General features: G+C 68.8%; 14 protein-coding genes. 7 read left to right on the forward strand and 7 right to left on the reverse strand.

Annotation, left to right across the window (positions count from 1 at the left end; genetic code table 11):
* Window positions 1-19: 19 nt before the first annotated feature.
* Window positions 20-874, forward strand: a complete 855-nt coding sequence (locus tag NS334_RS04465; RefSeq protein WP_058754780.1) for an MBL fold metallo-hydrolase — start codon at window positions 20-22, stop codon at window positions 872-874.
* Here the strand turns inward: NS334_RS04465 and NS334_RS04470 are convergent.
* From NS334_RS04470 to NS334_RS04480, 3 genes are all read right to left on the reverse strand, one after another.
* Window positions 853-2349 carry a tryptophan halogenase family protein gene (locus NS334_RS04470; RefSeq protein ID WP_058754899.1) on the reverse strand — a complete coding sequence of 499 codons (1497 nt, stop codon included), beginning with the start codon at window positions 2347-2349 and terminating at the stop codon, window positions 853-855. The genes NS334_RS04465 and NS334_RS04470 overlap by 22 nt on opposite strands.
* Entirely contained in the window at window positions 2346-3830 is a 1485-nt protein-coding gene (locus tag NS334_RS04475) for a tryptophan halogenase family protein (protein WP_058754781.1), read from the reverse strand. The genes NS334_RS04470 and NS334_RS04475 overlap by 4 nt, the downstream gene beginning before the upstream one ends.
* A 184-nt stretch (window positions 3831-4014) precedes the next feature.
* Window positions 4015-6882 carry a TonB-dependent receptor gene (locus tag NS334_RS04480; protein WP_058754782.1) on the reverse strand — a complete coding sequence of 956 codons (2868 nt, stop codon included), beginning with the start codon at window positions 6880-6882 and terminating at the stop codon, window positions 4015-4017.
* A gap of 343 nt (window positions 6883-7225) precedes the next feature.
* On the opposite strand from NS334_RS04480, the gene NS334_RS04485 reads away from it, so the two are divergent.
* Window positions 7226-8734 (forward strand): alpha-glucosidase, encoded by a 1509-nt coding sequence (locus tag NS334_RS04485; protein ID WP_058754783.1) that lies wholly within the window; start codon window positions 7226-7228, stop codon window positions 8732-8734.
* On the opposite strand, the gene NS334_RS04490 is transcribed toward NS334_RS04485, so the two are convergent.
* Window positions 8722-9591 (reverse strand): endonuclease/exonuclease/phosphatase family protein, encoded by an 870-nt coding sequence (locus NS334_RS04490; RefSeq protein WP_058754900.1) that lies wholly within the window; start codon window positions 9589-9591, stop codon window positions 8722-8724. The genes NS334_RS04485 and NS334_RS04490 overlap by 13 nt on opposite strands.
* A 174-nt stretch (window positions 9592-9765) precedes the next feature.
* Here NS334_RS04490 and cysD point away from each other — a divergent pair, with 174 nt between their 5' ends.
* The 5 genes from cysD to NS334_RS04515 all read left to right on the forward strand — a co-directional run bounded on the left by cysD (window position 9766) and on the right by NS334_RS04515 (window position 16277).
* Window positions 9766-10686, forward strand: coding sequence for a sulfate adenylyltransferase subunit CysD (gene cysD / locus NS334_RS04495; RefSeq protein WP_058754784.1), 921 nt, complete (start codon window positions 9766-9768; stop codon window positions 10684-10686).
* Complete coding sequence (cysN, locus tag NS334_RS04500) at window positions 10686-12611, forward strand: sulfate adenylyltransferase subunit CysN (protein ID WP_058754785.1); 1926 nt, start codon at window positions 10686-10688, stop codon at window positions 12609-12611. Before cysD ends, cysN begins: the two co-directional genes overlap by 1 nt.
* A complete protein-coding gene (locus tag NS334_RS04505; protein WP_058754786.1) occupies window positions 12608-13366 on the forward strand; it encodes a 3'(2'),5'-bisphosphate nucleotidase CysQ in 759 nt (252 codons plus the stop codon). The genes cysN and NS334_RS04505 overlap by 4 nt, the downstream gene beginning before the upstream one ends.
* Window positions 13367-13810: 444 nt before the next feature.
* The gene (locus NS334_RS04510; RefSeq protein ID WP_241491805.1) at window positions 13811-15367 is read left to right on the forward strand and encodes an MFS transporter; all 1557 of its coding nucleotides are present in this window, start codon (window positions 13811-13813) and stop codon (window positions 15365-15367) included.
* A 121-nt stretch (window positions 15368-15488) separates the two neighbouring features.
* Window positions 15489-16277: a DUF1206 domain-containing protein gene (locus NS334_RS04515; protein ID WP_058754788.1), complete on the forward strand. Its 789-nt coding sequence runs from the start codon at window positions 15489-15491 to the stop codon at window positions 16275-16277.
* Between the two features lie 21 nt (window positions 16278-16298).
* Here NS334_RS04515 and NS334_RS04520 read toward each other — a convergent pair whose 3' ends face one another.
* The 3 genes from NS334_RS04520 to kdpC are packed head-to-tail and all read right to left on the reverse strand — an operon-like array spanning window position 16299 to window position 20228.
* Entirely contained in the window at window positions 16299-16985 is a 687-nt protein-coding gene (locus tag NS334_RS04520; RefSeq protein WP_058754789.1) for a response regulator transcription factor, read from the reverse strand.
* 4 nt (window positions 16986-16989) lie between these two features.
* On the reverse strand, window positions 16990-19656 hold the full coding sequence (locus NS334_RS04525; RefSeq protein WP_058754790.1) for a sensor histidine kinase: 2667 nt from the start codon (window positions 19654-19656) through the stop codon (window positions 16990-16992).
* Window positions 19656-20228 (reverse strand): potassium-transporting ATPase subunit KdpC, encoded by a 573-nt coding sequence (gene kdpC / locus NS334_RS04530; protein ID WP_058754791.1) that lies wholly within the window; start codon window positions 20226-20228, stop codon window positions 19656-19658. Before kdpC ends, NS334_RS04525 begins: the two co-directional genes overlap by 1 nt.
* Between the last annotated feature and the right edge of the window lie 12 nt (window positions 20229-20240).

The raw sequence follows: 20240 nt of genomic DNA on the forward strand, positions 1-20240 counted from the left end.
CGGAGAACGGAGGTAGGCCATGCGTATCCATCACCTGAACTGCGGAACCGACTGTCCCCTTGGCGGCGCCTTTTTCGACGGGCGAAGCGTGGGACCGCTGGGCCGGATCGTCTGCCACTGCCTGCTGATCGAAACCGATGCGCACGGGCTGGTGCTGGTCGACACCGGCTATGGTCTGCGCGACGTGGCGCATCCGCACGCGCGCCCCGATCCGCGCATCAGTGTGCCATGGCGAATGATGCTCAACATCCGCCTGCACGAGCGCGATACCGCGATCCGGCAGGTCGAGGCGCTGGGCTACCGGGCCCGCGACGTGCGGCACATCATCGCGACCCACCTCGATTTCGACCATGCCGGCGGGCTGGAGGATTTTCCCGATGCCGCGGTGCACGTGATGCAGCGCGAATATGACGATGCGACCGGACCGCGCGCCGGCGTGGTCGCGCGCAACCGCTGGCGGCCCGCGCAGCTAGACGGGGTCCGGCGCTGGCAGGGTTATGGCGCGCAGGGGGAACGCTGGTTCGGTTTCGACGCGGTGCGCGATCTGGTCGGACTGCCGCCCGAAATCCTGATGGTACCGCTGCCCGGCCATACCTGGGGCCATGCCGGGGTGGCGATCCGCAAGGGGGACGGCCGCTGGCTGCTCCATGCCGGCGATGCCTATTTCTACCGTGGCGAGATGCGCGGCGCGCGGCGACGCTGCACGCCGGGGCTGCGCGCCTATCAGCGGCTGATGGAGGTCGATGCCACCGCGCGGATCGACAACCAGCAACGGCTGCGACGGCTGTCGGTCGACCGGCGCGACGCGGTGACGGTCACCTGCACCCACGATCCGGTCGAGCTGGAGCGCCTTCAGGCCGGGCGCGCGCTCTGAGCCGCCAGTACCTCGCGTTGCGCAGGATAATTGAGCGCGCAGCCGGCCAGGAACGCAGCGACGTCCCGTTGCGCATGGAAATCCACGTCGTCGCGCGGCGCCTCGCTGACCGGCGGGAAAGCGCCATAGCCGGCGAGCAGGCAGTGCCATGACAGCTCGCCGAAGTGCGACGCATTCCCCTGCCGCCGCAACGCCTCCGCCAGATCGCCACGCCGGAACCAGGTGTCGAGGATGTCGAGCAACGGGTCGGGCAGCGCGACGTTAGCGGCATTGGCACGCCAGTAATCGCTGTCGGTGCGCGTGGTCAGCTTGTAGTGCGCGACGATATAGTCGCGGACCCCCTCGATCCGGGCATTGATCGTCTCGTTGAAGGCGCCCCTGTCTTTCGCGGTGCCCTTGCCCCGCGCGTAATGGCCGATGAACTGCTCGACCGTGTTCAGCACCAGATGCAGCGCGGTCGCCTCCAGCGGCTCGATGAATCCCTGCGACAGCCCGACCGCGACGACATTGCGCTCCCAATGCCGCGCCCGCCGCCCGACGCGGAAGCGCAGGTGGCGCACCTCATCCGCATCGACCAGGCCCAGCCGCGCGCGCAGCTCGGTTTCGGCGGCCTCGGCCGACTGGAAGGCGCTGGCATAGACATAGCCGTTGCCGACCCGGTGCTGGAGCGGGATCGACCAGCACCAGCCGTTCGACAGCGCGGTCGCCACCGTCTCGGTCGCGGGCGCCGCGACCGGCGGCGTCGGCGCGACCACCGCGGCGTCGTTGAACAGATGGTCGCCGAAACCGTGGAACGGCACGTCCAGCACCTGTTCGATCAGCCGCCCGGCAAAGCCGCTGCAATCGACGAACAGCTCGGCCGCGATCGCCTCGCCCGCGTCGGTGACGAGGGCGGCGACATCGCCATTCGCGTGCCGCGTGACCTGCTCGACGCGTGCCGCACGGTGCACGACGCCGCGCGCCACCGCGACGTCGCGCAGGAACGCGCCCAGTAGCGCGGCATCGAAGTGATAGCCATATTCCATACGGAACGGGAAATGCGGCGGGGCGATCGGCGCCTTGCCCTCCGCCGACAGCCTCGCGCCCAGCAGGAAGGCGTCGGGGTGGACCGGCACGTCATGCCCCAACCGCCGGTTCCGGCAGTTGAGGACGAACGCCTCGCGCGTGTGCACGTCGACCTGCGTGATGAACGGATGGCGGTACGACGGCCATGGCGCGGCCGGACTCCACCCGTCGAAACGGATCCCCGCCTTGTAGGTCGCGTGGCAGCGCGGCATCCACTCCGCCTCGGCGATGCCGATCACCTCGAAGAAGCGCTTGAGCGTCGGGGTGGAGCCCTCTCCGACGCCGATCGTCGCGATGTCGGGCGCCTCGACCAGCGTGATCGCCGCATCGGGCCACGCGTGGCGCATCAGATGCGCGGTGATCCACCCCGCGCTGCCGCCCCCCAGAATGACGACGCGCGGTGGCGTCACGCCGCCATCCCGCCGCACGCGCGCAGGAAGTCGTCGTGGAGCGGCATCTGTTCGACCGGCGCACGCTTCGCCGCCGCCAGATCGCGCAGCTGCGCGGCCAGTTCGTCGGCGCCGACGCCATCGGCCAGCGGATGATGCGCGGCGGGCACCACCCCCTGCCCCAGCAGCACCTGCACCCACGACGGCTCCATGAAGATGTCGAGCGGATCCTGGTTCAGCACCCCGCTCGCGCGGAACAGCTCCAGCTTGGCGGCCAGCCGGTCGGGCACCGGCATCGCGCGCAGATCGCGCCAGAAGGCGGAATCGTCGCGACGCGTGGCGTGATAGTGCAGGATGATGAAGTCGCGGACCGTCTCATACTCCAGCTGCGACTGGCGATTGTACTCGCGCACCAGCGCCGGCGCGATACCGCCCTGCGGGAACAGGTGGAGCAGGCGGACGATCGCCGACTGGATCAGATAGATGCTGGTCGATTCCAGCGGCTCCAGAAACCCGCTCGACAGCCCGACCGCGACGACGTTGCGATCCCATTGCCGCCGCGCGCGCCCGGTACGGAACGGGATGATGCGCGGTTCATCCAGCGCGCGCCCGTCGAGGTTGCCGAGCAGCAGCGTCGCCGCCGCCTCGTCGCTCAGATGGCGGCTGCTGTAGACCAGCCCGTTGCCGTTGCGATGCTGGAGCGGAATGCGCCATTGCCACCCCGCGCCGTGCGCGATCGAACGCGTGTAGGGTGCGGTCTGCGCGAAGCGTTCGGACGGCACCGCCATCGCGCGATCGCAGGGCAGCCAGTGCCCCCAATCCTCGAAACCGACGTTCAGCTGCTGCTGGATCAGCAATCCGCGCGCGCCCGAGCAGTCAATGAACAGGTCGCCCGCGACCCGCCGTCCGTCGCGCAGGACCAGTGCCGTGATGTCGCCGCGCTCGCTGTGGCGCTCGACGGCACTGACCATCCCCTCGACGCGGGTGACGCCCCGCGCCTCGCTGTAGCGGCGCAGGAACCGGCCGTAGAGCGAGCTGTCGAAATGATACGCGTAGGGCAGCGCAAAGGTGGGATCGTCGCTGCGCAGCTTCGCGAACTTGCCGTCGCGCGCGCACAGCGCGTTCAGGTCATAGTCCCAGTAATCGCGGTCCTGCGCACGATGCCAGAAGTGATGGAACGGGCAGAAGGCGATGTTGCGTCCCGCCGCGCCGAACGTGTGGTAATAGGAGTCGCCGATCGCGCCCCAGTTCTCGAAGCGGATCGCCAGCTTGATCGTCGCCCTGGTCTCGCGCAGGAACTCCGCCTCGTCGATGCCCAATGTCGCGTTGACGTGCTGGATCGGCGGGATCGTCGCCTCGCCGACGCCGATGATCCCGATCTCCTCGGATTCGACCAGCGTCGTGCGGACCTGATCGCCCAGCACCCGCGCGATCAGCGCCGCCGCCATCCATCCCGCGGTCCCGCCGCCGACGATGACGACGCGTTCGATCGCTGCTGGCATGTGGTGGCTCCCCGGTTCGTTCGTCATCTTAGTCACCAACCCCAAACACGACCACCCCGGCGGACGCCGGGGTCCAGTTGGGAGACTGATGTGGCGAAGCGCGACGCGTCACAACGACAGCTTTCCCAGCTGGACCCCGGCGTCCGCCGGGGTGGCAGCGTCGGGGATTGTCCGACCGACGCGATCAGAAGATCGCGTAGGTCAGGTTCAGCATGAAGTTGCGACCGAACTGTTCGTTGCGCAGGAACAGCCCCGTCTCCGAGTCCGAATAGGTATCGCGCGCGTTGGTCAGGTTCATCGCCTGCAACGACACGCGCAGTCCCTTGAGGTAACGGATGTCGGTGCCCGCGAAGTCATAACCGATCTGCGCATCGACCAGCGTCTGGCCGCTGCGGTTGAGCGGGGCGATCGTGTTGCTGCCGCCGCGATCTTCCGACACCCACTTCGAGCGGCTGTTGGCCGACACGCGCGCCGAGAAGCCGTACTTCTCGAAATAGGCGGTTCCCTGGAACACCCGCGCCGACAGGCCGGGGATGTCCTGACCATTGTCCAGCCCGCCGTCGGTCAGCGCCGCCGCGCCGGTCAGGCCGAAGCCGTCGAGCGCACCGGTCAGGATGCGCAACGGGAACGAGCCCTGAAGCTCGATACCCTTCACCTCGCCGCGCAGGCCGCCGCGATAGGTGGTGTCGACGCCCAGGAACGTGGCGGGCGTATAGACCGTCTGCCCGTCGCTGCTGACCGCCTGGTGATAACCGGGGATGTAGAACTGGCGATAATCGCGGATCGTGCTGCTCTGGATATTCCAGTTCACCAGCTTCTTGTAGAAGCCCGAGGCCGACACGAACCCGTCCGGGGCGAAATAGAATTCGTAGGACAGGTCGAGCTGGTTGGCCTCATACGGCCGCAGGCGTGCGTTGCCGCCGGTGGACAGCCACGGCCCACGCGCCGGATCGGTGCTGGTCACTTCCGCCACGTTGTTGCGGAACTTCACCGACGACCCCGGATTCAGGAAGTCGATGCGCGGGCGGCTGACCACCTTCGACGCGGCGAAACGCACCGTATGGCCGTTCCCCAGGTCGAAGTTCAGGTTCATGCTCGGCAGCACGCGGGTATATTTGGCGCCATCCGCGATCGGCGTCGCCTGCACGCGCAGGTTCGGGCCGACCAGCGAGGTGAAGCCGGTGCCGCGTTGGTCGGTGATCAGCGCCTGCACGCCGACGTTACCGAACATGCGCACCGCATCGGTCGTGACCTCGAAGTCGGCCTTGATCGACGGCTGCCACACCTTCTCGCGGATCGCATAGGTGTCGCCCAGACGATCCGGCTCCAGCGCGCCCGCGTCCCAGCGGCGATAGAAGTCGCTGTTGATCAGGCCCAGCGCGTCATAGGCGACGACATTGCCCAGCCCCGCCCAGCCGAGATCGGCGACGCCGCGCCGCGCGTTCTCGGGGATCGGACCGTCCGACGGATAGGTCTGCGCGGTCAGGAAGAAGCCCTGATTGGTCTTCGACTTCTTGTGATCGGAATAGCGCAGCGCGACGCTGATCGACTTCAGCACGCTGTCGTCGAAGCGATAGTTCGCCTGCAGCCGTGCCGCGTTCAGGAATTCGTCGAACAGTGCGGAGTTGACGAAGCCGTCCTGCGCCTGCGCGAACCCGATCCCGGCCGCGCGCGCGGCGGGCGTGTCCAGTTCGGTGATCGGCGCCAGGCTGCCGCCCCACGATTGCGGCCCGGCCAGCTTCACCACGCCGTAATTGTCGAACGACTGGCTGTTATTCGAGAACATAAGCCCGCGGTCGGTGTAGTTCCACTGACGGATCGTGTTCGGCCCCTGCGACTTCAGGCCCGCACGGCCCAGCCCCGAATAGCTCTCGCCACGCGTATCGTTCTTGCTGCTCTCGGAATGCGAGACGTCGAGCGTCAGGTCGAGGTTGGAGGTGGCGGCATAATCGAAATTGCCGCCGACGACGAACAATTTGCCCTGCTTGTCGAGCGGATCGCTGCGCAGCACCGAATTATAGCCGGTGGTGCGCGCCGACGTGACGAGGTTGCCGCTCGATCCCAGCACGCCGCTGCCGTTCGAGGCGACCGGCAACTGCTCGATGAAGCCGCGCGAAATGCCCTTGTCGGAGAAGTCGATGTACAGCGCATCGGCGGTGGCGGTGAACTTCTCGTCGGGGCGCCATTGCAGCACGCCCGCGATCGTGTTGCGCTTCAGCACGCGCGAGCGCGCCGCCGCCTCGTACCCCGACACCACGTCCTTGCCCGCGTTCGGGCCGGACGTGATCGCGCCGTCGTCATAGCCCCAGACGCTGGAGAACTGGTTCTGCACCGGCGACGAGGTGGTCGCGGCGGTCAGCGCGACGCCGATCGTGTCGTTGGCGAACTTGTCGCTGAACGACAGCGCGACGCGATAGCCGCGGTTGCTGAAATCGGGGTTGCGCGACGGCTGGCCGTTCTGCTCGACGCTGCCGTTGACGATCAGCGCGCGCTTGCGCTCCAGCGGACGGACGGTGCGGATGTCGACGGTGCCGCCGACGCCCATCGCGGTCAGCCCGGCGTCGGGCGTCTTGTAGACGACCGCGCTGCCGACGATCTCGGCGGGATACAGGTCATATTCGACGCCGCGATTGTCGCCGATGCCGATCAGTTCGCGGCCGTTGAGCGTGGTGCCGACGAAGTCCTCGCGGAAGCCGCGCACCGAAATGCCGCTGATCCGGCCCGAGCGGCGCTCGCCCGCCAGACCGGCGAGGCGACCCAGCGAGTCGGCGACGCTCGACTGCGGCAGCTTGCCGATATCCTCGGCGGAAACCGCCTCGACGACCGAGGTGCTGTTCTTCTTGATCGCCTGCGCGCGCTCCAGGCTGGCGCGCAGGCCGGTCACGATGATGTCCTGCGGCGCCGACGCATCCTGGTCGACCGAGGGCGCGACGGCGGGATCGGTGGCGGGCGCGGGTTCGGGGACGACATTGGTCTGCGCGAGCGCCGCGCCGCTTGCGAACAGCGCGAAGGCGGCGGTCGAGCAAGCGAGCAGGTGACGTGTCGTGGTCATCGCGGAAAAATCCCCTCCCAGTGACGGGCCCGGCGTTATTGCCGTAGCGTCAAGTAATGCGAATCAGATAACGATCTACGCAATCGTTTGCAATCGTCAAATTTGCCGTTATCGTTCCTATTTGAACGAGATGGCCCGGCGCCGCCTAGAGAGGATGCAGTCCATGCGAAAGAGCTTGTTGCGATTATCATCGGCGATAGCGCTATCAGTGGTAGCACTGTTGCCAAATTGCGTCAGTGCACAGGCACCTGCTGCTGTCAGGGCCGATAAGGTTGCATGGTGGAAACACGCCGTCATCTATGAAATTTACCCGCGCAGTTTTCAGGACACGAACGGCGATGGCGTGGGCGACCTGCGCGGCATCACGGCACGACTCGATTATCTGAAGTCGCTGGGCGTGGATGCGATCTGGGTGACGCCGTTCTTCCGCTCGCCCAACGCCGACTTCGGTTATGACGTATCCGACTATACCGCCGTCGATCCGCAATATGGCACGATGGCCGACTGGGACACGCTGGTCGCGGAGGCCAGGAAGCGCGGTATCCGCGTGATGGTCGATCTGGTCGTCAACCACAGTTCGGCGGAACATCCGTGGTTCAAGGAATCGCGCAGTTCGCGCACCAATCCCAAGGCGGACTGGTACATGTGGCGCGACGGTACGCCCGACACCCCGCCCACCAACTGGCAATCGATCTTCGGCGGGCCGGCATGGACGTGGGATACGACCCGCAAGCAATGGTATTACCATATCTTCCTGCCCCAGCAGCCCGATCTCAACTGGTCGAACCCGGGCCTGAGGAAGGCGATGTTCGACGTCGTGCGCTTCTGGCTGGATCACGGCGCGGCGGGCTTCCGCCTCGATGCGACGCCGTATCTGTTCGAGGATCCGAACTGGCCGCAGGATCCCGATCCGAAGGGCGGCGATCCGGTCTGGCTGAAGCCCTATAATTCGCAGCTTCCCGGCACCAATCAGGTGCTGCGCGAGATGCGCAGGATCGTCGACGCCTACCCCGGCGATCCGGTGCTGCTGGGCGAATCCTCGACCCGCAACATCCAGCAGCTTCGCGCGGTGTACGGGAAGAACAAGGACGAGATCCACCTGCCGATGAACTTCCTGGTCGGCAACATCGACAAGCTCGACGCCGCCACCTTCAAGCGGCGGTATGACGAGGCGGCGACGCAGCTCGACGGTCTCACCCCGGTCGAATTCTTCAGCAACCACGACCAGTCGCGCCAGTATAGCGAGTTCGGCGACGGGCGGCACGACGCGCTGATCGGCAAGATGACCGCCGCGCTGACCCTGCTCAACCCGGGCACCGCGCTCCTTTATTACGGGGAAGAGATCGGGATGGGCGACATGGACAAGGCGACGCTGGCCAAGGTGCCGCTCGGCCCCAACCGCCCGCGCACCGACGAGCGCGATCGCGCGCGCACCCCGATGCAATGGAGCGCCGCGCCGCACGCCGGCTTCACCACCGGCACGCCGTGGCTGCCGGTCAACGCGCGCTACACGGTCGCCAATGCCGAGGCGGAGGCGCGCGATCCGGCGTCGCTGCTCAACTGGTATCGCCGGCTGATCGCGCTCAGGAAGACCGACCCGGCGTTCCGCGACGGCGCCTATGTGCCGCTGGACAGCGGCAGCGGCGCCGTCTTCGCCTTCGCGCGCGAGAACAGGGACGGCAGCGGCGCGCTGGTGATGGCCAATACCGGCGCGGCGGCCGCGACGGCGCGACCGACCGGCTGGACCGGCAAGGCACCGACGTTCGGCACCGCCACCTGCGCCTCGGGGGCGACGGGCGCGGGGATGACGCTGGCGCCTTACGACACCTGCATCATCCGTTACCGGCGCTGAGCGCGATCGGCCTTCAGCACCGCCACGATCGGGAAATGGTCCGAGGGATAGCGCGCGCCGTCATGCGTGGTCAGCACCGTCGCCGACACGGGGCGAAAGCCCCGGACCATGATATAGTCGATCCACTTCCCCGGCTCGGGCGTCCCGGTGAAATCGTGGAAGGTGCCGGTCGGGGCCTCCTTCGTCCGCGCCAGTGCCGAGGCGTCGGTCAGGAACGCGGTCAGCCGGCCGATCGCCGCGCTGTCCGGCGTCGTGTTCAGGTCGCCGGTCAGCACGATCGGCAACCCCTTCGCGATGCCGGGCAAACGCTCTGCGATCAGCGCGGCGGAGCGGTTGCGCGCCTCGACATCCTCCGCGCCGCGATGCGCGAAATGCGTGTCGGCCATCAGGAAGCGGAACGGCGTCCGGCCCGTGCCGCCGATCGTCTCGAACACGCCCCATGTCACCATCCGCGGCAGGTTCGCGCCCCAGCTCATCCGGCCCGGCACGTCGGGCGTCTCGGACAGCCAGAAATCGCCGCTCTTCACCAGCCGCAGCCGGTCGCTGCGATAGAAGATGCCCATATGCTCGCCGTCATGCCCGCCGTCGCGGTCCCGCCCGAACCAGCGATAGGCGGGCAGGGCGCGCACCACGTCGTCGCCCTGCGTCTTCAGCAGTTCCTGCGTACCGATCAGGTCCGGATCCGCCTCGCGCACCGTGCGCACGAACACGTCGCGGCGCGCGGACCAGACGTTGGCGCCGTCGGCCGGATTGGCGAAGCGCACGTTGAAGGTCATGACGCGCACGTCCTGCGCCGGCGCGCCGCTTGCGCCCACCAGTGCCGCTGCCGCCGCGACCACCATCATCAAGCGCTTCATCTGCAACCCTTTCCTGTCCCGCATCCGGTCGTCTCCCTATCAATGCCGTGGCGCATGAAAAAGCTGCCGTTGGCGCGCGGCAACCAAATCCACGCCCCACGCGCCGGCATTTCCGCGCAAGGGATGACACGCGCATGACGGACCGGGCGCCGTGCCCGGCATAGAGGTTAGTGGATGTCACCGACGATCGATCACGAACGGCTCACCCATCTCCAGCGGCTGGAGGCCGAGGCGATCCATATCATGCGCGAGGTGGTGGCCGAGGCGGACAACCCCGTCATGCTCTATTCGGTGGGCAAGGACAGCGCGGTGATGCTGCACCTGGCGCGCAAGGCATTCTATCCCAGCCCCCCGCCCTTCCCGCTGCTGCATGTCGACACGACATGGAAGTTCCGGGAGATGTACGCCCTGCGCGACCGGATGGCGGCGGAAAGCGGGATGACGCTGCTGGTCCACCGCAACCCGGAGGCGATCGAGCGCGGGATCAACCCGTTCGACCATGGCGCGCTGCATACCGACATGTGGAAGACCGAGGGGCTGAAGCAGGCGCTGGACCATCACGGCTTCGACGCGGCGTTCGGCGGCGCGCGCCGCGACGAGGAGAAGAGCCGCGCCAAGGAGCGCATCTTCAGCTTCCGCACCGCCTCGCACGGCTGGGATCCGAAGAACCAGCGCCCGGAACTCTGGAACCTCTACAACGCGCGCAAGAACAAGGGCGAGAGCATCCGCGTCTTCCCGATCTCCAACTGGACCGAGCTGGATATCTGGCAATACATCCACCTGAACGACGTGCCGATCGTCCCGCTCTATTTCGCGGCCGAACGCCCGACCGTGGAGCGCGACGGGATGCTGCTGATGGTCGATGACGATCGCTTCCGCCTGCTGCCCGGCGAACAGCCGGTGATGCGCTCGATCCGCTTCCGCACGCTCGGCTGCTACCCGCTGACCGGTGCGGTCGAAAGCCGCGCGACCACGCTGCCGCAGGTGATCCAGGAAACGCTGCTGACCACCACCAGCGAGCGACAGGGGCGCGCGATCGACAAGGATGCCGGCGGCGCGGGGATGGAAGTGAAGAAGCAGCAGGGGTATTTCTGATGAGCGACGCACCTGCTCCCCAGTCGGCTTACGTCGTCGACGAACTGGTCGCGCGCGACATCGACGCCTATCTCGACAGCCACCAGCACAAGACGATGCTGCGCTTCATCACCTGCGGATCGGTGGACGACGGCAAGTCGACGCTGATCGGGCGGCTGCTGTACGATTCGAAGATGATCTTCGAGGATCAGCTCGCCGCGCTGGAAAGCGATTCGCGCCGGCAGGGAACGCAGGGTGGCGAGATCGACTTCGCGCTGCTGGTCGACGGCCTCGCCGCCGAGCGCGAACAGGGGATCACGATCGACGTCGCCTATCGCTTCTTCAATACCGAGAAGCGCAAGTTCATCGTCGCCGACTGCCCCGGCCACGAACAATATACGCGCAACATGGTCACGGGCGCCTCGACCGCCGACCTGGCGGTGATCCTGATCGACGCGCGCAAGGGCGTGCTGACGCAGACGCGGCGGCACAGCTACCTCTGCCACCTGATCGGCATCCGCAACATCGTGCTGGCGGTCAACAAGATGGATCTGGTCGATTACGATCAGGGGACGTTCGACGCGATCGTGGCGGATTACACCGCCTTCGCGCGGTCGATCGGGATCGAGACGTTCACCGCGCTGCCGATCTCGGGCTTCAAGGGCGACAATATCACCACGCGCTCGCCGAACATGCCGTGGTACGCCGGGCCGACACTGGTCGAGCATCTGGAAACCGTCGAGGTGCTGTCGTCGGTCGATGCTGACAAGCCGTTCCGGATGCCGGTGCAATGGGTCAACCGCCCGCACCTCGACTTTCGCGGCTTCTCCGGCCTGATCGCGACCGGGCGCGTCGCGGTCGGCGATGCGGTGCGCGTGCTGCCGTCGGGCAAGACCTCCACCATCACCCGGATCGTGACGCTCGACGGCGATCTGGACCGGGCGGTCGCCGGCCAGTCGGTGACGCTCTGCTTCGCCGACGAGATCGACTGTTCGCGCGGCGACGTGATCGCCACCGCCGATCGCCCGCCGCAGGCCGCCGACCAGTTCGAGGCGACGCTGGTATGGCTGGCCGACGACGCGCTGCGCGTCGGTCGCGGCTATTGGCTGAAACTGGCGACGCAGACCGTCTCGGTCACGGTCCAGCAGCCCAAGTACGTCGTCAACGTCAACACGCTCGAACAGCTCGCCGCCAAGACGCTCGATCTCAATGCGATCGGCGTCGCGGAACTGACCACCGACCGGCCGATCGTGTTCGAGCCCTATGACGACAATCGCACGCTCGGCGGCTTCATCCTGATCGACAAGCTGACCAACGCCACGGTGGCGGCGGGAATGCTGCATTTCAGCCTGCGCCGCGCGCAGAACGTCCACTGGCAGGCGGTCGATGTCGGGCGCGAGGCGCATGCCGCGCTGAAGGAGCAGAAGCCGGCGGTGCTCTGGTTCACGGGCCTGTCCGGCTCGGGCAAGTCGACGATCGCCAATCTGGTCGAGAAGAAGCTGCACGCGTTGGGGCGGCACACTTTCCTGCTCGACGGCGACAACGTCCGCCACGGGCTGAACAAGGACCTGGGCTTTACCGAGGCCGACCGGATCGAGAACATCCGCCGCGTCGGCGAGGTGGCGAAGCTGATGACCGATGCCGGGCTGATCGTGCTGACCGCCTTCATCAGCCCGTTCCGCGCCGAGCGCGAGATGGTGCGCGCGATGCTGCCGCAGGGCGAGTTCGTCGAGGTGTTCGTCGACACGCCGTTCGAGGAGGCCGAGCGCCGCGACGTGAAGGGTCTCTACAAGAAGGCGCGCGCCGGGCTGCTCAAGAATTTCACCGGCATCGACAGCCCCTATGAACGCCCCGAACGGCCCGAGGTGCGGATCGACACCACCGCCGTCTCGCCCGAACAGGCGGCGGAGCGGATCGTCGACCTGTTGCTCGGCGAGCGGCGATGACCGACGCGGAGCTGGCCGCACAGCTCGCCGACACCGCCGGACGGCTGCTGCGCACGGTGCGCGACAGCATGATGCTGGGCCGCGCGACACTGGGCGGCGCGGGCGATGCGGTCGCCAACCAGTTCCTGGTCCGGGCGCTGCGCGAACAACGCCCGGCCGATGCCGTGTTGTCGGAGGAGGAATGCGACGATCAGGCGCGGCTCTCGCATGAGCGGGTGTGGATCGTCGATCCGGTCGACGGCACCCGCGAATATGGCGAGTGCCGCGCCGACTGGGCGGTGCATGTCGGCCTGGCGATCGGCGGCGTGCCTGTGACGGGCGCGGTCGCCTTGCCCGATGCGCGCGGCGGCATCGTGCTGCGCAGCGACACGCCCGTGCCGCTGCCCCCTGCTCCGGCGACGTTGCGCATGGTCGTCAGCCGTACCCGACCCGCGCCGGAGGCGGTGGCGGTGGCGACGGCGATCGGGGCGGAACTCGTGCCGATGGGCAGCGCTGGCGCCAAGGCGATGAGCATCATCCTGGGCGACGCCGACATCTATCTGCATTCCGGTGGGCAGTATGAGTGGGACAGCTGCGCCCCCGCCGCCGTCGCGCTGGCGCACGGGTTGCACGCCAGTCGTATCGACGGATCGCCGCTCGTCTATAATCAGGCCGATACCTACATGCCCGACCTGCTGATCTGCCGGCACGACCATGTCGCGCTGGTACGCGACGCGCTCGCCGCTCAGGCGAAGTCGCCCAGCTCCTCCGCCTGATCGTCGGGCAGTTCGGCCGGTGGGTGATCGCGATCATCGTCGACGGGCGGATCGGTCGGGTCGATGAGGGTCATGGGCGTCGCTCCTGTCTGCTGCGCCCCGCACCAGCGCATCGCGCGCCGCGTCGATCCCTCGTCTCCCGTCATGCCGGACCCGTTCCGGCATCCACCGTACCGCCGGCCTACATATCATGGCTCGCACGGAACGGTGCTTCCCGGAACCGGGCGAAACCGCTGCAAGGGGCCGGAGCGTGGCGCGAACATTCGCCACCCCGGACGGGTTCCGGTGTCCATGATGCCGCGCAGGCCATCCCCTTGTTCTCATCCACACCACCGGAAACCGGCGTCATCCCGGCGAACGCCGGGGCGGCGACCCCGGATGCCGTTCGCGGCGATCTGGTGAAAGGGAGTTGCCTTCGCCGCCGCGCACGGTAGCGCAAGCGCCATGGGTATGAGCAGCACGCTGTCGGATCGCCAGGCGTTATGGGCCTTCGTCCTCGGCTGCGTGGCGGTGACGGCGGGGGTCGTCGCCCACCTGCCGATGTTCGCGATGGCGCGCACGATGCACTATCGCCTCGCCGGAATGCCGATGGATGCCGGGATGATCGCCGGCATGGGGCTGATCGTGGCCGGGACGCTGGTCGCCGCCTACGGGCTGTTGCCGCGCGACCTGCGCGCGCAGCGGCTGGCCGCCGCCGATCTCGTCGTCGCCGCGCCGGAGGATGCGCCGCTCGGCGTCGGGCATTGGGGGCTGATGGCTGTGCTGGTGATCGCGCTGGTCATCGATGTGATGAAGCCGGCGTCGCTCGGCTTCACCGTACCCGGCATGATCGCCGAATATGGCGTGCCGAAGAAGACCGTCTCGCTGGTGCCGTTCTTCGCGCTGGCCGGCACGGTCACGGGATCGGTGCTGTGGGGCTGGATCGCCGACATCTATGGCCGCAAGGCGTCGATCCTGCTGTCGGCGGTGATGTTCGTCGGCACCTCGATCTGCGGCGCGATGCCCAGTCTGGCCTGGAATATCGCGATGTGCTTCATGATGGGCGCGGCGGCGGGCGGGATGCTGCCGGTCACCTACGCGCTGCTCGCCGAGATGATGCCCAACCGCCATCGCGGGTGGAGCCTGGTGCTGGTCGGCGGGCTGGGCGCGGTCGGCGGCTATTTCGCGGCCAGCGGCGTCTCCGCCGTGCTTCAGCCGATCTTCGGGTGGCGGATCCTTTGGCTCGCCAATCTGCCGACCGGCCTGACGCTGGTGCTGCTGGGCGCCTTGATCCCCGAATCCGCCAAGTTCCTGCTGGCGCGCGGCCGCGTCGCGGAGGCGGAGGCGGTGATGCGCCGGTTCGGCGCCACCGCCCGCCGCATCGCGCCGACGCGCGTCGCCACGGGGAACGCGCACGCGCTGACCGGCGTCCGGTTGTACGGAAAGCTGGCCGCGCTCAGCGCCTGCGCGCTGTCCTGGGGCCTCATCAACTTCGGCCTGCTGCTCTGGCTGCCCGCCGATCTGGTCGCCCGCGGCTATTCGGTCGGCGTGTCGAGCCGGCTGCTCGCCGAAAGTGCGCTGATCGCCTTCCCGACCGTCTTCGTCGCAGCGTTGCTCTACAGCCGCTGGAGCACGAAATGGGCGCTGGTGACGATGATCGCGCTGACGCTGGCGGGGCTGCTGCTGGTTCTGCGGCTGGAAGTGGCGGGGGGCGGCAGCCCGGTGCTGCCGGTCGCGCTGCTGATCGTCGGCAGCAACGGGATCATCGCGATCGTGCTGCCCTATGCGGCGGAGAGCTTTCCGCTGCGCGTCCGCGCCCGCGCGACCGGCTGGGTCGCGGCCTGTACGAAGGCGGGCGGCCTGCTGGCGCAGGCGGTGACGATCGTCGGCGTGACCGTGTCGATGGGCCGCGCCGCGCTGCTGGTGATGGCGCCCACCGCGCTGTCGCTGCTGCTGGTGGCGCGGTTCGGGCGCGAGACGCGTGGCCGCGACCTGCGCGAACTGGACGTGGACGACGCCTGACGCCTGACGCCTGACGCCTGACGCCTGACGCCCGGCGCGGGCGTTGCTCCCCTCCACAAACCGTTGCGTCGCTGGAACGGGATCGCTTAGCCCTTGTTTTACCGGGCTTAGGGAGAAGCACATGAACGCCAGCGCGCGCCTGACGACCTTGACCCGGGTGGGGTTCGCCACGCGCGGCCTGCTCTATATGGTCATCGCCATGCTCATCCTTCGCACCGGCCGGGCGGAGGATCCGAGCGGCGCGATCGCGTATCTCGGCCGGGGCGGCGGCCAGGTGCTGCTGGGCGTGATCGCGGCCGGGCTCGTGGCCTATGGCATCTGGCGGCTGGCGGACGCCGTCCTCGACATCGAGCGGCACGGCACCGATCGCAAGGGCGTGATGGAGCGTCTCGGCGCGGGTGTCAGCGGCGCCATCCATCTCCTGCTGGCGTCGCAGGCCGTCCAGTTGATGCGCGGCGCGGCGCTGTCCGGCGACGGCACGCGCGAGGGCGCGCAGACGGCGATGCGGCTGCCGGGCGGATGGGCGCTGGTGCTGGCCGGCGCGGCGGTGCTGGCCGTGCTCGGCGCGGTTCAGCTCGCGAAGGCTCTCAAGGGCTCGTTCCTCCGCTACCTCGACCCATCGATCGCGCACCGGTCATGGGTGCAATGGAGCGGCCGGGCGGGCTATGCGGCGCGCGGGCTGGTGTTCCTCATCAGCGGCTACCTGCTCGCCCGCGCCGGGATCGAGGAGCAGGCGAGCCAGGCCGGCGGCATGGCGCGCGTGCTCGCGTGGCTGACCAGCCCGTTCGACGTGATCGTCGGCGCGGGCCTGCTGGCGTTCGGGCTCTTCAGCCTCGTCGAGGCGCGCTATCGCCGTTTGCATGACGTGCCCGTCGACGGCGCGATCCGGCGCGCGACCGGCTGGCTCTGACCCGCGCGCGCCGGGCGCGCGTCACGGTTCGGCGCGCAGCCGGTACCCGACCCCCAGTTCGTTCGCGATGACGCTGCCCACCGGGCCGGGCGATTCCAGCTTCTGGCGCAGGTTGCGGATCACGATGCGCAGATATTCGATCCGCGGCTCCTCGTCCCCGCCCCAGCAGGCGGTCAGCAGCCGCTGATGCGTCACCACGCGGCCGAGATGCCGCGCCAGCACACCCAGCACTTCCCGCTCCTTGCGGGTCAGGTGGATCTCCTCCGCGCCGCGCCGGATCATCGGCCGCGCCAGGTCGATGGTCAGGTCGCCGCGCCGGATGATCGCCGGTTCCTGGTCCGCCCGCCCGCGATGCCGCAAGGCGACGCGCAGCCGGGCCAGCAGTTCGTCGGTGTCGAACGGCTTGGTGACGAAGTCGTCCGCGCCCAGGTCCAGCGCGGCGACCTTCTCGTCCACCGCGTCGCGCGCCGACACGACGAGGATCGCGGCATCGCCCTGCTTGCGCAGCAGCGGAATGATGCTCAGCCCGTCGCGATCGGGAAGGCCCAGGTCCAGCAGGATCGCGTCGGGACGCTCGGCCCCCGCCTGCTGCAGCGCCGCCTTCGCATCCGGCGCCTCGACGACGGCATGATCCGCGCGCAGCAGCGTGTTGCGCAGCAGGCGGCGGATCGCGGCATCGTCATCCACGACGAGGATCTTGGCAGGCATGGCGTCATCCACCTTCGGTCGGAAGATCGCGAACGATCAGCGCGGCCGGAAAGACCAGTGCGAAGACGGCGCCCCGGCCGTCCGCGCGGTTGCCGGCCTCGACGGTCATCCCCATCGCCTCCGCGAACGCCTTGACGATGGCGAGGCCCAGCCCGGTGCCGCCGATCGAGCGGTCGGAGCCCTCCAGCCGGCGGAACGTCTCGAACACCTCGCCCTCGCGTCCGGGCGGCAGCCCGGGGCCGTGGTCGAGCACCGCCAGCCGCAATTCGCCGAAGCGATGCCGCCCTTCGATCACGATCGCGGTGCCCGGATCGCCATAGCGCCCGGCATTGTCGAGCAGGTTCAGCAGACAATGGTGGAGCAGTTGCGGGTCGGCGCGCACCAGTGGCAGGTCGGGCGGCACGTCCAGCCGCACCTCATGCCCCTCCAGCGCGCGGCGCGCGTCATGCGCCGCGCCGGCGACGGCATCGCTCAGGTCGGTCGCCTCGACGTGGAGCTTCAGCGCGCCGGCCTCGACGCGCGCCATGTCGAGGAGGTTGGCGACGAAACGATTCAGCCGCTGCGCCTCGCTTTCGATCGTCGCGATCACCTCGGGCGTGGCGCCATGCCGCAATTGCGCCGCCCCGGCCAGCACGGCGGTCAGCGGCGTGCGCAGGTCGTGGCTCACCGAGGACAGGAGCGCGGCGCGCAGCCGGTCGCGGGTACGCACGGCATCGACGTCGCGCATCTCGTCCTGCAGGCGCAGCCGCTCCAGCACCAGCGCCGACTGGTCGATCAGGCTGCCGAGCAGCGGCAGCTGGTCCGGGCGCACCGGGCTGCCGGTCCGGTCGCTGGCGACGCCCAGCACGCCGACCACCCGGCCGCCGGCCTTCATCGGCTGGAACAGCCATTCGGAAGCGGCCAGCGTGCCCGATCCCCTGCCCGCCGGGGTGCCGGAATCGAACGCCCAGCTCGCGGCGGCATGGTCCATCGTGTCCAGCCGATAGCCCGGATCGCTGGCCGCCAGCATCGCCAGATCGGCGCCATGTCCGCGCCCCAGCAGCACGACCTGCACGTCCAGCAGCCGTCGCACGTCGTCGCAGATCATCCGCGCGGCCATGTCGACATCGTTCACGCCGGCGATCTGGCGCAGGAAGCCGGCCAGCGTCGCGTTGGTGCGCGCGCTGGCGGCGGCCAGATCGGCCTGCGCGCGCACGCGGGCGGTCAGCTGGCTGGTCGCGACCGCGATCCCCAGCAGCACCAGCACCGAGACGACATTCTCCGGATTGCGGATCGTCAGCGTGCCGGTCGGCGGCAGGAAAAAGAAGTTGTAGGCAAGGCTGGAGGCGATACCGGCGTACAGGCCGGGCCGCAGGCCGTACAGGCTCGCCGCCGCCATGACCGGCAACAGGTACAGCAAGGCGACATTGCCCAGGTCCAGGATCTGGAACAGCGCGCTGGCGATCGCGGTGATCCCCGCCACCATCGCGGTCGTGATCGCATAATGCGCGGGCGTGCCGCGATGCGGCGCGGGCCGGCGGGGCGGCGCGCGCCCGCTGGCGTCGCTGGGCATCGGCAGCACATGGACCGTGACGTCGGGCGTGTCGCGCACCAGCGTGTCGACGACGGACCCGTGCCGCAGCTCGAACCAGCGCGATCGTCGCGACTTGCCCAGCACCAGCTGCGTCGCGCGCAGGTCGGTCAGCACGGACTGGAGGCCGTCGACCACGCTGGCGGCGGGCACGGTCGCGACGGCGCCGCCCAATTGCGTCGCCAGCGTCATCGTCGCGGCGATGCGGGCGTGCTGGGCGTCGGTGAATCCGGCGGCGCGCGGCGTCTCGACGAACACCGCCGTCCAGGGACCGCGCAGGCCGTCGGCAACCCGCTTGGCCGCGCGGACCAGCGTGTCGCACCCCGGCTGCTCGCTGATCGCCACCACGATACGGTCGCCGCCGGCCCAGGTGCCGCCCAGCCCCAGCGCCCGCACATCCTCCAGCATCCGCGCGTCCACCGCCTGCGCGGCGCGGCGCAGGGCCAGTTCGCGGAGCGCCGAAAGGTTGGACTTGGAGAAGAAATGCCCCAGCGCGCGGGTCGCCTCGGCGGGCAGATAGACCTTGCCCGCCTTCAGCCGTTCGATCAGTTCGTCGGGCGGAATGTCCACGACCTCGATCTCGGCCGCTTCCAGAATGGCGTCGGGCACCGTCTCGCGCACGCGGACGCGGGTGAAGCTGGCCACCACGTCGTTCAGGCTCTCGACGTGCTGGATGTTGACCGTCGAATAGACGTCGATCCCGGCCGCCAGCAATTCCTCGACATCCTGATGGCGTTTCGGATGCCGGCTGCCCGGCGCGTTGGTGTGGGCCAGTTCGTCGACCAGCACCAGCCGGGGCGCGCGGACCAGGATCGCGTCGAGATCCATCTCGTGCAGCGTGCGCCCCTCATAGCGCACGGCGCGGCGGTCGATGACCTCATGCCCCCGGATCAGCGCCTCCGTGTCGGCCCGCCCGTGCGTCTCGACCACGCCGATGACGACATCGACACCGTCGCGCCGCCGCGCCGCGCCTTCGGACAGCATCTCATAGGTCTTGCCGACGCCCGGCGCCGCGCCCAGGAAGATCTTCAGCCGCCCCCGCCCCTCCTGCGCGGCGGCGCGCAGCAGCGCGTCGGGATCGGGACGCGCCCCCTCCCCCATCAGCGCGGCAGCGCGTCCAGCGCGCGGTTCAGCGTCAGCACGTTGACGTGCGCCGCGCCGAGCAGCGATGTCTCGGTCGTCGCGTCCACCAGCGCGCGCACGCGATCGGGGGCGATGCCGCGCACGCGCGCGATCCGGGCCGCCTGCGCCAGCGCGGCGGCGGGTGACAGGTCGGGATCGAGCCCCGAGCCGCTGGCGGTGACCAGATCGGCCGGGATCGCGCCGGTCACGCCCTCGCCCCGCCGCCGCGCGACATCGGCCGTGACGCGATCGACCAGCGCGCGGCTGGTGGGGCCGAGGTTCGATCCGGACGAGGCGAGCCCGTCATAGCCCTTGCCGGCTGCCGAAGGACGCGTCTGGAAATAGCGGTCGGCCGTGAACGCCTGTCCGACGACCGTCGATCCGATCACCCGCCCGTCGGCGTCGCGCACCAGACTGCCGTTCGCCTGCGCGGGGAAGAGCGCCTGACCGGCGCCGGTCATTGCCAGCGGATAGGCGATGCCGAGGAGCGCCGCGAACAGGATCGTCATGACGATCGCCGGCCGTAGCGCGGAGGTGAAGTCCTTGCCCATGGATAGTGTCCT

Origin of the sequence: Sphingomonas endophytica (assembly GCF_001476895.1) — a bacterium.
In the GTDB taxonomy this organism is placed as follows: domain Bacteria; phylum Pseudomonadota; class Alphaproteobacteria; order Sphingomonadales; family Sphingomonadaceae; genus Sphingomonas; species Sphingomonas endophytica_A.